11 protein-coding genes are annotated in these 16,186 nt (G+C 43.6%); 7 read left to right on the top strand and 4 right to left on the bottom strand.

The features are described 5' to 3' along the window. Positions 1–113: 113 nt before the first annotated feature. Positions 114–698, bottom strand: a complete 585-nt coding sequence (locus tag ACK1LH_RS17535; protein ID WP_411333766.1) for a biotin transporter BioY — start codon at positions 696–698, stop codon at positions 114–116. A 104-nt stretch (positions 699–802) separates the two neighbouring features. Between ACK1LH_RS17535 and ACK1LH_RS17530 the strand changes: the two genes are divergently transcribed. Together ACK1LH_RS17530 and ACK1LH_RS17525 are read left to right on the top strand one after the other, a co-directional pair. Next, positions 803–1,399 (top strand): sulfite oxidase-like oxidoreductase, encoded by a 597-nt coding sequence (locus ACK1LH_RS17530; protein ID WP_411333765.1) that lies wholly within the window; start codon positions 803–805, stop codon positions 1,397–1,399. A 115-nt stretch (positions 1,400–1,514) separates the two neighbouring features. After that, a complete protein-coding gene (locus ACK1LH_RS17525) occupies positions 1,515–3,281 on the top strand; it encodes an ATP-binding protein (RefSeq protein ID WP_411333763.1) in 1,767 nt (588 codons plus the stop codon). Here ACK1LH_RS17525 and ACK1LH_RS17520 read toward each other — a convergent pair. Then, positions 3,278–4,207, bottom strand: a complete 930-nt coding sequence (locus ACK1LH_RS17520; protein WP_411333762.1) for a DMT family transporter — start codon at positions 4,205–4,207, stop codon at positions 3,278–3,280. The two genes, ACK1LH_RS17525 and ACK1LH_RS17520, sit on opposite strands and share 4 nt — an antisense overlap. Positions 4,208–4,354: 147 nt before the next feature. Here ACK1LH_RS17520 and ACK1LH_RS17515 point away from each other — a divergent pair, with 147 nt between their 5' ends. Next, positions 4,355–5,077: a DsbA family oxidoreductase gene (locus ACK1LH_RS17515; RefSeq protein WP_411333761.1), complete on the top strand. Its 723-nt coding sequence runs from the start codon at positions 4,355–4,357 to the stop codon at positions 5,075–5,077. A 517-nt stretch (positions 5,078–5,594) separates the two neighbouring features. Here ACK1LH_RS17515 and ald read toward each other — a convergent pair. Then, a complete protein-coding gene (gene ald, locus ACK1LH_RS17510; protein ID WP_029284106.1) occupies positions 5,595–6,725 on the bottom strand; it encodes an alanine dehydrogenase in 1,131 nt (376 codons plus the stop codon). A 140-nt stretch (positions 6,726–6,865) separates the two neighbouring features. Further along, positions 6,866–8,095: a PucR family transcriptional regulator gene (locus ACK1LH_RS17505; RefSeq protein ID WP_029284104.1), complete on the bottom strand. Its 1,230-nt coding sequence runs from the start codon at positions 8,093–8,095 to the stop codon at positions 6,866–6,868. Between the two features lie 283 nt (positions 8,096–8,378). On the opposite strand from ACK1LH_RS17505, the gene ACK1LH_RS17500 reads away from it, so the two are divergent. From ACK1LH_RS17500 to ACK1LH_RS17485, 4 genes are all read left to right on the top strand, one after another. Further along, positions 8,379–9,779: an alanine/glycine:cation symporter family protein gene (locus tag ACK1LH_RS17500; protein WP_411335119.1), complete on the top strand. Its 1,401-nt coding sequence runs from the start codon at positions 8,379–8,381 to the stop codon at positions 9,777–9,779. A 356-nt stretch (positions 9,780–10,135) separates the two neighbouring features. Continuing rightward, complete coding sequence (locus ACK1LH_RS17495; protein WP_411335117.1) at positions 10,136–14,662, top strand: cell wall-binding repeat-containing protein; 4,527 nt, start codon at positions 10,136–10,138, stop codon at positions 14,660–14,662. A gap of 71 nt (positions 14,663–14,733) precedes the next feature. Continuing rightward, positions 14,734–15,486 carry a (S)-benzoin forming benzil reductase gene (locus ACK1LH_RS17490; RefSeq protein ID WP_411333760.1) on the top strand — a complete coding sequence of 251 codons (753 nt, stop codon included), beginning with the start codon at positions 14,734–14,736 and terminating at the stop codon, positions 15,484–15,486. A gap of 149 nt (positions 15,487–15,635) precedes the next feature. Continuing rightward, positions 15,636–16,178: a hypothetical protein gene (locus tag ACK1LH_RS17485; RefSeq protein ID WP_411333759.1), complete on the top strand. Its 543-nt coding sequence runs from the start codon at positions 15,636–15,638 to the stop codon at positions 16,176–16,178. Positions 16,179–16,186: the final 8 nt, after the last annotated feature.

Raw genomic sequence — 16,186 nt, 5'->3', positions numbered from 1 at the left:
CGCCTTGGCGTTCTTTTTTCGTTCATATTGCAGCCATTGAGAGCAGAGATTTATACAATATCAAACCTGGAGATTAGTTCTCCAAGTTTTTTACAATGACTCATAATCAAACATTACGCTGCACGGTGTCTCCCAGTCTTTGCTCCTCTATGAACAGCATGATAAATTCTTGGTGCAATGAGCGCTCCGATTGCCGTGAAAATGACGTCTTTGATCATGAACCATGTCATGACCGCCCATGCTCCTGCATAGCTCATATCCACATTAAGCCAGTAGTTAAGAGCTGCATACATATAGGTTGTTCCGATTAGATAAATAAGTACGATGCCTGCAAACGATGATAAAAAGAATACACCCAATCCAGGTTTTTTGCTTGCTTCAACAATTTTCCCCGCTGCATATGCCGCCGCAATATAGGAGAGAATAAAACCGCCTGTGCTGCCGAAAATCACGCCGATGCCGCCGCTGAACTGGGCAAATACAGGTGCACCTGAAATGCCAATAAGTGCATAGACAATCATAGATAATGCGCCAAGCCTGCTGCCGAGGAGCAAACCTGCTAAAATACAGAAAAAGGGCTGCATCGATAATGGCACGGTTCCCACAGTCAAAAAGGAAGTAAGGTTTGCGCCGATTGCCATCAGCGCTGCAAACATCCCGACAAGCGCCAGATCATAAGCTTTTAATTTTGTTTTCATGTTCTCATCCCCCATAGATGCTATGTATGTTCCATTAAAGAGTAACTGAAAACGCATAAATATGTCAACTTCATTTTTAAAAGGTTAACAAAGGAGGTCTCCCGGTGTATTTTGGCAAGGCAAGATCGAAAGGCGACCCGGACAGAGTGCCGCCAAATCAGCATGTTACAACAACATTTCCTGTCCTGCATGCAGGGAATGTACCGTATTATGAGGACATCAGCAAATGGGATCTTCAGATTTTCGGACTGGTCAAACAGCCGAAGCAGTTTACATATAAAGAGCTCATGAGCTTGCCTCAGTCAGAACAGGGAAACGATATTCACTGCGTAACGGGCTGGTCAAAGCTTGATAATGTCTGGAAAGGAATCCGGATGGGTGAACTTGTTAAAGCCTGCGGCCTGCTTGAGAACGCGAAATACTGTATCCTTCATGCAGAAGAAGGATGGACAACAAACCTCCCAATTGAAGACTTTCTGAAAGAATCGAGTCTGCTTGCCCACTCCCACAACGGAGAACCGCTTACGCCAGAGCACGGATATCCGTTCAGGGCCGTTTTTCCTCACCTGTATTTTTGGAAAAGCGCCAAGTGGCTGCGCGCTATTCAGTTTACAGAGCACAATCACCCTGGATTTTGGGAGAAGAACGGGTATCACATGTACGGAGATCCATGGAAAGAGGAAAGGTTTACATGGGACTGAAAAAGCACCTGCTGCAGGTGCTTTTTGTTTTCTTAAAATAAATTGAATGCGCGCACCGGCAGATTATCGTCTATAATGAGGATGCTTACACAATTAAACCGGAGTGAACGCCAGTATGTATTTCACAATTCTTGGACTCGTGTCCCTCATCCCGATGCTTCTTGGGATGATCATTTATATAAATGAAAAAACCATTCTCTCAAAGGCGATTGTATCCTTTTTAATGATGCTGTTTATCTGGCAGATAGATGTTGCGGTCCTGTACGGAACGGATTTGTTTTCAGCCGGAACAGCCGAATGGTTATTTAAAATAGGGCGCTTTGGCTCCATTTTTATCCTGCCGGTGGTTTTTTATTACATGTACCTGCTTTTAAAAGACGAGAACTTTGTTTCTGAAAAAAACTGGTTCAGGATCGTTAACATAAAAACGTTCCGTATTTTTATGCTTTGGAGCACCCTTGTTTTTACTGTTAATCTTACGTCTTATGGAATCTCAGGCATGAGAATGATTCAGGATGATTTTTTCCCTGACCACTACTATCCTGTGTTCGGAGGATTGAACTGGACGTATTACCTGAACATTGCGGCCGTTTTTTTCACCATTCTCCTGCTGATCAGAGTTTCGATGCAGCTTGCTGACAGAGACGTGCGTTTCTTCAGCATCTTTTTCTGCACGTCGATCTTGTTTGTTTTCATAAATGGGGTGCTTGCGGGCTATCATGCTCTTCCCTTATTTTTATCAAGTTTTGGTTCAGTTCTCTCGACGCTGATCATTTTTATGGCGTATTTTGTCATGCATTCTAGGCGGATTCAGAGGATGAACCGGAATCTGAACGATCAGAAAGACTTTCTAATAAAAGTGATGGATTTGAATCCAAGCTATATTTATGTGAAAAATCAGCAATTGAAGTTTGTTTTGGCAAATAAAGCGATGTCTGAGCTTTACGGCAGGGAAGTAAGTGATTTGATTGGAAAAGAAGATTCCGATTTAAATGACCAGCCGGATCAAATAAAAAAAATCCGGGATGAGGAGCTTCGCATTCTATCATGGGAAACCGAAAAATGGGCAGAGCCTGAGCTTGCAATTGACTCGACCGGAGGCACAAGATGGATCGAAGTCACGAAAATACCGGTGAGGCTGGAAGGCGAAACGTACATACTCTGCATAGGGAACGATGTTACGCAAAAGAAGCTGGAAGCAGAACTGATTTTAAAGTCAGAAAAGATGAGTGTTGTAGGAGAACTTGCAGCAAGCATTGCCCATGAAATCCGCAATCCCCTGACTTCTATTAAAGGGTTCGTCCAGATTCTTCAAGAGGATGAAAGTCTTCGTGCGAGACGGGATCACTTGAGGGTCATGTCAGAAGAGATCGACAGAATCAACGAAGTAGTCGGAGAGCTGCTGCTGATTGCAAAGCCGCAAATGCAGACGATGAGTTCTGTTGAAATGAAAACGGTGATTGAAGATGTCATGACGCTCATGACAGGCAGTGCGGAAACAAGGGATATCCGCTTTAAGCTTGCGGCTTCTGAACCTTTCTGGATACAAGGCTACAAAAATCATTTAAAACAAGTGTTTATTAATCTGATTAAAAATGCAATCGAATCCATACCGGACGGAGGCACAGTCGCCGCATCTGTTAAAAGACTTCCTGACGGACGGATTCAAATTTCAATAGCAGACGATGGAACCGGTTTAAGCAGAGCACGGCTCGAAAAGCTTGGGGAACCTTTTTATACAACCAAGGAGAAGGGCACAGGGCTCGGGCTGACAGTCTGCTATAAGATTATCAGGGAAGAGCATCAGGGAGACATTCAGTTTGAAAGTGAGGAAGGGCAGGGAACCGTGGTTCATGTTACCCTTCCGGAAAAACAGGATTAAAGGCTGCGGCTTTTTGATCCTGTTTTTTTAGTGGCATTCGTGCCGATTACTCCTGCAATAATGAGAAAAGCGCCAATCCAATGGTAAAGATAAATCGTTTCGTTCAGCACAATTGCCCCGGCTGCAATGGAAATAACAGTAGACAGATTTGCAAATACACTCATTTGAGAAGCAGGCAGCTTTGAAAGAATATAGTTAGACAGAAAAGAGGTCAAAAGAGTAGCAAAAACCCCTAAAAAGCATGTATAGAGCAAGAACGGAACATTTGTCCATAGGGATGTATAAGTCATCAAATCACCCGCTGCGGCATGCTGAATAATGGCATAGGCATTAAAAAAGACAAAGCCGAACGTAACCATAATAAAGCTCAGCTGCAGGGGAGAATAAGAGACTGAAAGAAACCTTGCCAGCACCGTATAGCCTGCAATGGAAAGACAGGCTATAAAAAGCAGCAGATAGCCGAGATAGCTGCCCGTTTGAATGCTCGCGCCTTTCATATAAAAAATGGAGACAACCCCGGCAATGGACATGAAAATAAACAGCACCTGCACGAGGTTTGTTCGTTCTTTTAAAAATAAAGCAGCAAGAAGAGCAGTCAAAATTGGAGCAAACGCCATCAGAATACCGCCTTCAGCAGATGTGGTATAAAGAAGGCCAAAAGCCTGAAAACTAAAAAACATAGTTGGGTAAAACAGGGCAAGAAGCAATAAATAGCCAAGGGCTTTTTTGCTTTTGATTGCCGAAAGCTTCACTTTAAAAATAATCTTGATCAGAATAAGAACGATAAAACCAAGGGTGAAACGGTAGGACAGCGTATCGGACGGGGAGGCATCCTCGAGCGCAAGCTTTGTAAACAGGAAGGTCAGCCCCACGATTGAGGCATTCAGGATTGCTGCCAAATAAGGCAGGAGCATTTTTTTATTCATCTTTTGCACCCCTTTCATTCTTCACCATACCATGTTTCCGGACAGTTTGGGTATGATATCCAATGGGAGATGAAAGTCAATGCTTCAGTTCTGCTCTTTTATGATGATTATGCTACGATAGAACTATCTTTGAAATGAGGTGCTGTGATGAAAATTGAGATTTGGTCTGACTACGTCTGCCCATTCTGCTATATAGGGAAAAGAAGGCTGGAAGAGGCACTTGAGTCTTTTCCGCATAAAGAACACGTGGATGTCGAGTTTAAAGCATTCGAACTTGATCCGAATACTCCGCTGAAAACGGAGCAGACGATTCATGAACAGCTTGCTGCCAAGTACGGGATGACGGTTGAACAGGCAAAAGAGGCAAGCGCCAATGTTGCCCTTCAGGCAAAAAGTGCCGGTCTTGATTTCCGGTTTGACAATATGAAGCCGTCAAACACGTTTGACGCCCACCGCCTGGCAAAGTACGCTGCTTCAGAAGGCAAAGAGAAAATGATATCAGAGAAGCTGCTCCAAGCTTACTTCACGGACTCAAAAGACATTTCCGACCACGGAGTGCTCGCAGATCTCGCCGAAGCATCAGGTATGGAGCGGGAGAAAGTTCTTGAAATTTTGAGCGATAAAGATGCTTTTGGCGGTGAAGTCCGCGGAGATGAAGCGGCTGCGCGCCAGTACGGCATCAGCGGGGTCCCGTATTTTATCATCAACAATAAGTATGCGATTTCAGGTGCACAGCGAACAGAAACCTTCTCAGGCGCCCTTGCAAAGGTGTGGGCAGAAGAACAGGCTGCTTCAAAGCTGCAGGACCTTTCGGGCGGAGAAGGCGATGTATGCGGCGATGACGGCTGTGATATTGCAGGAGAAAAATAAGCGGTGGACGACTCGTGTTAGAAGCGGGTCGTTTTTTAATGCAAAAAAGAAAATGCATCCTTATAAAAACGGGATGCATAAACATGGGGTATCAAAAAGAGAGAATGCATCCTTATAAAAATGGGATGCGGAAATATGGGTACTAAAATGGAAGAATGAATCCTTGTAAAAATGGATGCCGGAAATATGGGTTATCAAAACCCGAAAATGCTGCCCTATAAAAACGGGATGCGGAAATATGGGGTATCAAAAACAGAAGATGCATCCTTATAAAAATGGGATGCGGAAATATGGGGTACTAAAATGGGAGAATGAATCCCTATAAAAATGGATGCGAGAAATATGGGTTATCAAAACCCGAAAATGCTGCCCTATATAAAAGGGGTGCGGAAATATCGGGTATCAAAAAGAGAAAATGCATCCCTATAAAAACAGACACCAAAAATACAGGATACTAATGTATTGCCGAATTCATAGAACCCAAAAAAACCGGCCTAAAAGGCCGGTTTCATCTTTATCAATTAACCGCAATCTCTTTATCAAGAGCTACATCAACTGGCACATAAGTGTAGCCAAGGTCGCGTGCTACGGCTTCATACGTGATGTCGCCTTTTGCTGCGTTTACGCCGGCTTTCAAAGCTGCGTTTTCGGCAATCGCTTTGTTGACGCCTTTGTTTGCAATTTGCAGGGCGTAAGGCACGGTTACGTTTGTAAGAGCGAGCGTAGATGTTCTTGGAACAGCTCCTGGCATGTTGGCAACTGCATAGTGCACAACACCGTGTTTAACGTATGTTGGATTGTCATGAGTTGTAATGTGGTCAACAGTTTCTACGATACCGCCCTGGTCGATGGCAACGTCAACGATGACTGAGCCTGGTTTCATGGATTGAACCATCGCTTCAGATACTAGAGTAGGAGCTTTTGCACCCGGAATCAGCACCGCGCAGATTAATAGATCAGCTTCTGCAACTGCGTTTGCGATGTTCACAGGGTTTGACATCAAGGTTTTGATCTGGTTACCGAAGATGTCGTCAAGTTCACGCAGTCTGTCTGCGCTAAGGTCGATGATTGTTACGTCTGCTCCAAGGCCGATTGCCATTTTCGCAGCGTTTGTTCCTACAACACCGCCGCCGATGATTGTTACTTTTCCGCGGCTTACGCCAGGGACGCCCGCAAGCAGAATGCCTTTTCCGCCTTTAGGTTTTTCAAGGAACTGTGCACCGATTTGTGCAGCCATGCGGCCAGCCACTTCACTCATTGGTGTAAGCAGAGGCAATGTGCGTCCGGCAGACACCGTTTCGTACGCAATAGCAGTAACCCCTTTGTTTTTAAGCGCTTCTGCAAGAGCAGGCTCAGCAGCTAAATGCAAGTATGTGAAAAGAATTAGTCCTTCGCGGAAGAAGCCGTATTCAGATGGCAGAGGCTCTTTTACTTTCATCACCATTTCAGCAGCCCAGACGTCTTTCACGTCTTCTGCAATGACTGCACCGGCAGCAGCATAATCTTCATTAGTGAAACCGCTTCCAATTCCAGCGTCCTTTTGTACAATCACTTTATGTCCAGCAGCTGCAAATTGTGTAACCCCGCCAGGAGTTAACGCTACTCGGTTTTCGTTGTTTTTAATTTCTCCGGGAACTCCAATAATCATTGAAATCCTTCCTCCTTTTGAAGAAGCCTTAAACTGGCTTTTCTCTCAAATGTGTTGATTTCCTGACATCAGTATAAAGCGTTTTCTCACACATTTGTTTGTTTAAAAAAGAGAAAGGATTTCGGATCATTTGTGAAATTTCACAAATTCATTTTATCGAGCTTCAGGCTGAGATAAATCGTGATTTTCTGATTTGGATTCCGCAGATCAAGCTCTGCGATTTGAGAGATCCGCTTCATTCTGTAGCCAAGTGTATTGACATGAACATTCAAGGCTTTTGCAGCTTCATTCACATTGCTGTCTTTATCTAAATAAGTTTCAAGCGTCTCAACCAGATCCGTGTGATGAACCTGATCATATTCCTTCAGCCTTCTCAGTGAATAGTGAACAAACCCTTCTTTTTGCTGTTTTTCATGAAGCAGATCTAAATACTGATAGATGCCAAGCTCTGAAAAACTGTTCAAGCCGTCTGTTTCTTCAGTAAACCGCTTTTTTATGTTTTGGACAGAAAGAGCCTCTTTGTAGCTGAGTTCAATTTGATCAATTTCGCGGTAAATGCTTCCGATTGCTGCTTTCACACGGTCAATTTTAAACCGTTCTTTCAGCTGAAGAATGGTCCAGTCGACAAACTGCTTGATGTCATAGAGGGGCTGATCGCTTTTTGGCGAAAGCAAGACAATCAGCTCGTTCTGATCAAGAGTAGAAAGCAGCACGTGTACTTGCTGTGTCGTCTGCAGCAGATAGTTGATCTGTTTTTCAGTCGGCTCTTTGATCTCCTCGCTGAAGCGGAAAAGAACGACAGAATGCTGGGAAGGAGGCGTGACGCCAATTTCATGAAAGCCATTAAGGATCTCCTCTTTTTGCTGAATATGCCCAGTCAGCAGCTTCCAGAAAAATTCCTGGTTTCTTTCTTCTTTTTTGGATGTGCGGTTATGGAAATTCAGCAGCTTCCCTTTTACAACCTGGGCTGCCTTTTTTAAGAGTCCGAGTTCTTCGTCCGTAAGCTTTTTATCAATTTCAAGGGCCCAAATAAAGCCAAGCACTTCTTCGTTTTTCCAGATGGAAATGGCAATCCGGTTCCCGAGTCCTACTTCATCAATGTTTTTAACACGGATTGGGTCATCTGTCTGGAGGAGCATAGGGATCGTGCCGTCCTTCCAGAGGCTGTTGATGACCTTCTCCGGAACCCGTCTGCCTATAATGGTGGAAATCCGGGCCTGGTCTGTGCAGTCATCATGTGTACTATAGGCTAAAAGCCTGTGGTTCACATCTTCTATAGTAATCGGACACTGCAGAACCTCACTGATGCGGTCTGCTACATCTTCAAGTCTGTCTGAATGGTGGTGAAAAGGATCTATTGAACGGTTCATCTGAAAATCACCTGCTTTTTACGTTTATAAATATTACAATGAAATATTATTCTATCTTATCTTTCTGAAGGGTTTATTTTAAGCGAAAAAAATTGGTACTTTTTTAATTTTGACAACGGGGACCCTTATGGATATTATGTAACTAGCCTTTGTAAAAATCAACAAAAAGGATGTACTTGTTTTATGGAATTCAACAATTACATAGTAGTATCTTAAAATTTATTATAGTGATATGGTGTGAAAGCGTTAACAAAATGACACAGCACAGGGGTGACAGCACATGATGGATATACTTTCAAAGATTAACGGGATCCTTTGGGGAACTCCAAGTTTGATTCTATTATTTGGGACAGGCTTATTTCTAACATTTATTTTAAAAGGTTTGCAGTTTAGAAGACTGATTTATGCGTTTCAGCTGGGCTTTTCAAAAAAACACCAGGAAGATGACAGTGCTGAAGGTGACGTGAGCAACTTTAAAGCACTCATGACGGCACTTGCTGCCACAATCGGAAACGGAAACATAGCGGGGGTTGCAACAGCGATTACGCTTGGAGGACCTGGTGCGATTTTCTGGATGTGGATTGTCGGACTGCTTGGCATGGCAACGAAATATTCAGAGGCCCTGCTGGCCATGAAATACCGGGTTAAAAATGAGAACGGAGAATATTCCGGCGGACCGATGTATTATGTAGAAAAAGGTCTGGGGAAAAAGTGGAAATTTCTTGCGCTTGCGTTTGCCCTTTTCGGAGCATTCGCTGCACTTGGTATCGGAAACAGCGTGCAATCCAATACGATTGCACAGGTCATGGATGACAGCTTTGGAATTGGCGGGCTGACAACAGGTATTGTTCTTGCCGTTCTGACAAGCCTGATTATTTTCGGCGGTATTCAAAGAATCAGTACAGTTGCTAGTTTCTTTGTTCCAATCATGGCTTTTCTGTACATTGGAGGAGCACTGATGATTCTTGCCGTGAATTACGATCAGATCCTTCCTGCTTTCGGAACCATTTTCCACTATGCGTTTAATCCTGTTGCCGCTGCCGGCGGATTTGTCGGGGTTGCAGTGGTTGAAGCGATTCGAAGCGGAGTTTCAAGAGGAATTTTCTCAAACGAAGCAGGTCTTGGGACTGCCGCATTGATTGCCGGAAATGCTAAAGCAGATCATCCGGTTAAACAGGCGCTTGTGGCAATGACCGGTACATTTATCGTAACAATCATTGTTTGTACAATGACTGGTCTGGTACTTGTCATTACAGGTTTCTGGGATCCTACAGGCGGTTTGATTTCAGGCGTGGAACACAATGCTGCGCTTGACGGGGGAGCGCTGACATCAGCGGCTTTTGCATCTGCTCTTGGGGCAATCGGTGAATATATCGTGGCATTCTCCGTTATATTCTTTGGATTCTCAACGATCGTTGGCTGGTATGTCTACGGTGAAAAATGCTTTGAGTACCTGGTGGGCACAAAGGGAATTCTTGGCTACAGGCTGATCTACATTTTTGCCTGCGGGTACGGTGCTGTCGCACAGCTTACTGTTGTATGGGCATTTGCTGACATGGCGAATGCGCTTATGATGATTCCAAACTTAATTGCCTTAATCTTACTATGGAAAGTAATCGTAAATGAAACAAATGATTATTTTGAAAATCACTATAAAATGGCAGAATACAAGAAAGCCAGTTAAGAAGAGAAACGCGGACCCTGATGTCCGCGTTTTTTTAGGTCAATTTGTTCATTCATTTGAAAAAAACAGGTAAAAATTATTTACATTGTGTAAATGAATTGTAGTTTTTTTGCAAATCATCTGTAAATTCCTTAATATTTGACAAAAAAGTGATATATTATAAGGGTGCTAAATTACATGATTCGACCGGAGGTGTGCGTGAAGGCAAAAATTCCAATGGGTTAACATTTAGTTGCTTATTAAACATGTCTATGTAAGTAAACGCTTACATTATTGTGGTTAAAATAAGCCGGCCGAGGTTACATACGCTTATTTCATTATTTTATTCATTTTGAGGGGGAACCAGTTTGAAGATCATGAAAAAACAGCTGATCGCTCTGACGACGATTTTTGCTTTGCTTGTTTCGCTGATGGTGCCGTTTGGCGCACCGGCGCAGGCAGAAGGCAATATGACTGTTGCAGAAGCCATCGCGAATAATTCCGGCAGCGGAACAGTCGAAGGATACATTGTAGGATATACAGTCAGCGGTACAAATGTTGATTTTGAAGCACCGTTTTCTGCTGATACAAACTTTGCGATTGCTGACAGTGCAAGCGAAACAGATCTATCGAAAATTCTTCCTGTCCAGCTTCCATCAACTTTCCGAAGCAAATTTGGATTAATGACAAACCCTGCAAATGCAGGAAAAAAAGTGATTGTCACAGGCACACTTGAAGCCTATTTTTCAAAACCAGGCCTCAAAAACCCTACAGCCATGGAATTTGACGGTGAAACTCCTGAAGAGCCAAAGCCATTTGAAGGCGTTGAAGGACTCCGCATTCATGATATTCAGGGCGCAGGCCATAAATCTCCTTATGACACTCAAAATGTAAAAGCAGTTGAAGGAATTGTCACTCACGTTCAGGATGCAAGCAACTTCTTCATGCAGGATGCATCTCCGGATGACAATGCCAATACATCAGAGGCAGTTCTTGTTTACAAGCCGTCCCACGGTGTTAAAGAAGGCGACCTGGTTTCTGTAGACGGCCAAGTGAAGGAATGGGTGCTTGACGGCTACGCCGAGAAACTCCAGACTGACCTTGCGATGACAGAAATCAATGCCCAAAACGGCAATGTAACAGTGAAATCAAACGGACAGGCTCTCCCTGCTGCAGTTGTGATCGGCAAAGATGCCATCCCTCCTACTGAAGTCATCGATAACGACCAGTTTGGTACATTTGATCCTCAAGAAGACGGAATCGATTTTTACGAAAGCCTTGAAGGCATGCGCGTTTCTCTTGAAAGCCCAACAGTGACAGGCCCTCAAAAATATGGTGAAGTTACAGTTGTCACAGGCAAAACAGAAGGAAAAGCATATACGAAAGAGGGAGCACCTCTTCTTACAAAAGAAAACCAAAACCCTGAAAGAATGTTTCTGCTTCTTGATAACCGCAATTATGTTGCAAAAGCGGGAGATAAGTTCGACGGCACGGTAACAGGCGTTGTCAGCTACGGGTTCAGCAACTTTAAAATCCTAGTAAAAGAAGCAAATCTTCCAGCTTTAAATGAGCGTGAATTTACACCTGAAGTAACAACAATTGAAAAGGCTGAAGACAAGTTGACGGTTGCAGGCTACAACATTGAAAACTTTGCAGCTTCAGATGCTGAAAAACGCGACAAGCTTTCTGAATCGATTGTTGAAAACCTGAAGTCTCCGGACATCATCGGACTTGTAGAAGTACTTGATGAAAGCGGAACGGCAGATGACGGCACGGTTAAAGCAGATGCAAACTATAAAGCATTAAGCGATGCTGTAAAAGGCTTCGGGGGTCCGGCTTATGCATGGACGGAAATCGCTCCTGAAGATAAAAAAGACGGCGGAGTTCCTGGCGGAAACATCCGTGTAGGATTCCTTTACAACCCTGAGAGAGTAACACTGAAAGAAGGAACAAAAGGCACGGCAACAGAAGCAGCTGCATATGAAAACGGTTCTCTGACTCTTAACCCAGGCCGCATTGCCCCGCAGGATCCTGCGTTTGCAGACAGCCGCAAGCCGCTTGCTGCAGAATTTACTTTTAAAGGCGAAGATGTTGTTGTCATCAATAATCACTTCAACTCTAAAGGCGGAGACGAGCCGTTATTCGGCAAAAAGCAGCCACCGGTTCTTGGCAGTGAAGCACAGCGCATGGAAATTGCCAAAATTGTCAACGAGTTTGTAGCTGATATTCATGCTGAAAACGAAAAAGCAAATGTCATCGTAACAGGTGACTTGAACGACTTTGAATTCTCAGCTCCTCTTCAGACATTAAAGGGTACTGAGCTTACAAACCTTGTAGAAACACTTCCTTTATCTGAGCGCTATACGTACTCTTATCAAGGAAATGCACAGGTTCTTGATCACATGCTCGTGTCAAACCGCTTAGCTTCAAAAGCTGAATTTGACATTGTGAACTTCAATTCTCCATATATGGAAGAGCACGGCCGTGCAAGCGACCATGATGCATATGTAGGACAATTTGATTTAAAAGCAGAAACGAAAGATGAATACAATCTTTCCATCATGCACACGAACGATACACATGCTCATGTAGAGAAATATCCTCAGCTGTTCACAGCTGTGAACAAGTTCCGCGGAGAAAAGGACAACAGCCTTCTTGTTGATGCGGGAGATGTTTTCTCAGGTACATTGTATTTCCGTCAATACCTTGGTTTAGCGGATCTTCACTTTATGAATCAGCTGAACTTTGATGCGATGACACTTGGAAACCATGAATTTGACAAAGACTCAAAAACGCTCGCAAACTTTATTAAAGAAATGGAATTCCCAATGGTTTCATCTAACGTCAACGTTAAAGATGATGCAGATCTTGGACCTCTTTTCAAAGATGAAGTGGCGTCACCTGGTGAAGGCGGAAACATCTATCCTGCCATCATCAAAGAAATCGGCGGAGAAAAAGTAGGGATTTACGGATTAACAACTCCGGATACAGCTTTCCTTGCAAGTCCTGGAGAAAATGTTGTATTTGAAGACGTTGTTCAAAAATCCAATGAAACAATCAGCAGACTGAAAGAAAAAGGCGTAAATAAAATTGTTGTTCTTTCTCACTTGGGATATGCACCAGACCTTAAACTTGCTGAGGAAGTGGACGGAATTGACGTAATTGTCGGCGGTCACTCCCACACGAAGCTTGAAGCTCCTGTTTTAATCGAAAAAGAAGAGCCGACAGTTATCGTACAGGCTGGTGAATACCTGAACTTCCTTGGAATGCTTGATGTAACCTTCAACAATGAAGGTGTAGTGACAGGTCATAACGGATATTTAGAAACACTTGCAAACTATGAAAAAGATGCACAAGCTGAGGCAAAAGTGCAGGAATACAAAGCACCTCTTGAAGAAATTAAGAATGAAGTGGTTGGAAATACATCAGTTGCCCTTAACGGACTTCGCGCTGATGTCCGCACGAAAGAAACAAACCTTGGAAACCTGATTGCTGACGGCATGGCTGCTAAAGCAAATGAATCTATTAAGACTCATATCGCCCTTCAAAACGGCGGCGGTGTCCGTGATTCAATCAATGAAGGTGAAATTACCCTCGGTGAAGTTCTTACCGTTCTTCCTTTTGGAAATAATCTTGTAACACTTGATTTGACAGGACAGGAACTGCTTGATGCACTTGAGCACAGCGTCAGCGGAGTAGAAACAGGAGAAGGACGATTCCTTCAAGTTTCAGGCCTGAACTTCAAATACGATATCAACAAGCCGGTTGGAGACAGAGTCTGGTTTGCAGAAGCAAAAACAGATAATGGTTTTGAAGCAATTGATCCGGCCAAGACCTACCGCGTGGCTACAAATGCATTTACAGCTGACGGCGGAGACGGCTACACAATGTTCAAAAAAGCAAAAGATGACGGCCGTATGACTGAGCTGTTTGTAGTGGATTATGAAGTATTCACTTCTTACCTTGCTAAGAACAATCCTGTATCTCCTAAAGTAGAAGGAAGAATTGTTCAGGCAGAAGAAGTAAAAGAAACTCCGGTAACGCGCATTGAAGGCAAAGACCGTTACAAAACGGCTGTTGAAATCTCGAAAAAGGGCTGGGAAACAGCGAAAACAGTTGTAATTGCACGCGGAGATTCTTTCCCTGATGCACTAGCTGGAGCACCGCTTGCCAAAAAGTTTGATGCACCAATTCTATTAACGCAAAAAGATGGACTGAATGCTGCAGCAAAAGCTGAGATTAAGCGTCTAGGAGCTGAAAAAGTCATCATTCTCGGCGGTAAAGAAGCAATCAGCAATTACGTTAAAAACCAGCTGCAAGGTATTGAAAACGTTGAAAAAGTACAGCGCATTGGCGGGAAAAACCGCTTTGACACAGCTGCCAACATTGCAGCGAATCTTGGCGGAGACCCAGAAAAAGCGGTAGTTGTTAACGGAAGAAACTTCCCAGATGCACTGGCTGTTTCGTCTTACGCAGCGAAAATGAAGTATCCAATTCTTTTGACAGATGCTGAGAATCTTCCAGCAGCATCTACTAAAGCATTAAAAGGAATCGACAGTGTCATTGTTGCCGGCGGAGAGAATGCAGTTTCTGAAAAAGTATTCAAGAAGCTGAAAAATGCTGAGCGTGTTGCAGGGAAAGACCGCTACGCGACAGCAGCTGAAATTGCCAAGAAACTGAACCCTTCAAACAAAGTGTTCATTGCAACCGGCACAACTTTTGCAGATGCTCTTACAGGCTCTGTACTTGCTTCAAAACATGAAGCTTCTATGCTGTTAGTGAAGAAAACAGCTGTTCCATCTGCAACCAAAAATGCAATTGAAGCATTGAAAGCAAATGACTTCACGATCCTTGGCGGAAAAGAAGCTGTAGGAGAAGAAGTTGTAAACGAACTGAAGAAATAAGACCCATGCTGCCGGGAGGTGTTCCCGGCAGTTTTTTGATAGAATGTAAGGAGAAAGAAAGGAGCGGTAAAATGAACACTACGATTATTACAGGAGCTTCAAGAGGACTCGGGGAAGCAATTGCCAAACAGCTTCTTGCACCGGGCCATCATATTATTTACCTTTCGCGTTCAGAGAACCATTCCCTGAGACAGCTTGCATTTGAAAAAGACGCTGTTCTTCAATTCGTTCCATGCGATCTGTCAAATGCTCATCAAACCGAAGCGGCGATCACGGAAGTATTTGAAAAAATCAATTGGAATGATGCCGAACAGCTGACGCTTATCAACAATGCGGGAACGGTTCATCCAATGAAGCCGGTAGGTAAAGCGGAAGCATCTGAAATTGAAGCACACATTCAGCTTAATTTAACAGCTCCGATGGTTCTAAGCCATGCTTTCGCAGCGAAAACAAAAGATCTTCCCGTGAAAAAAACAGTTGTAAACATATCTTCCGGTGCAGCGAATTATTCATTGTTCGGATGGAATGCCTACTCCAGCTCAAAAGCTGGCCTGGACATGTTTACAAAATCTTTCGGTCTTGAACAGAAGCAGGAGAATCATCCAATTACCGTTCTTTCCTTCTCGCCGGGCATCATGGATACAGAGATGCAGGGGAATATTCGAAGCACAAAGCCTGAGGATTTTGCGGATGTGGCAAGGTTTCAGGAGTATCATGAAACAGGAAAGCTCAGGTCAGCGGATTTTGTTGCAGGCGTCCTCCTGAATCTTCTAGAAGAAGAGCCTGAAAACGGCAGGATTTATGATATAAAAGAATTTCTATAAGAAGCTTCAGCACTCATTCATTGAGTGCTTTTTTTATATCGTCTTCTTGCAGGCCGTCATATTTTCACATGATTTCACACAATTTATTTCTAATGGTTTTCCTTCTGCCGGACAAGATAAGACTAATCAGCAAAAAGGAGTGATAAACCATGGGAAAAAGAAAGTGGCTGTTTACTTTTTTGGCCGCAGGACTGCTCTTGTCAGCAGCGCCAAATGTTCAAGCAGAGAAGGCAGAAAGCCGTCATCACGAAAAGGAAGATTGGATTGCAGAAAGAGACAAATGGGATCAGCAGCTGCTGGAGCTTGCGGATAAATACTCTCCCGAAACAAAGAAAGAGTGGGAGGCTGTACTAAGTGAAAGAAAGCAATTAATCGATAGGATGGGAAAGCAGGGCCTATACAAGAGACATCATCACTTCAAAGCTCAAAGGCAAAAAGAAATCGCTGAGATGAAAGAGAAAGTAAAGAACGGTGAAATGACAGAAGCGCAAATGAAGGAAAAAATAAATTCGTTCAAAGCGAAAAGAGAACAATTCAGAGTGAAAAGAGCTCAAGCCCGCAAACAATGGGAGGCTGCCGTCAGAAGCAATGATGGGGCAAAAATAAAAGAACTGCTCGGTACAAGGCTCCAGCACATGAAAGAGCATAATGAAAAAATGAAGCAGGTGCTGGACAGCCGGTCTGCCCGTTAAATGAAAAG

Source organism: Metabacillus indicus, assembly GCF_046603695.1.
GTDB classification, from domain to species: Bacteria; Bacillota; Bacilli; order Bacillales; family Bacillaceae; genus Bacillus_P; species Bacillus_P indicus.
This window is presented reverse-complemented; position numbering and strand designations above follow the sequence as displayed.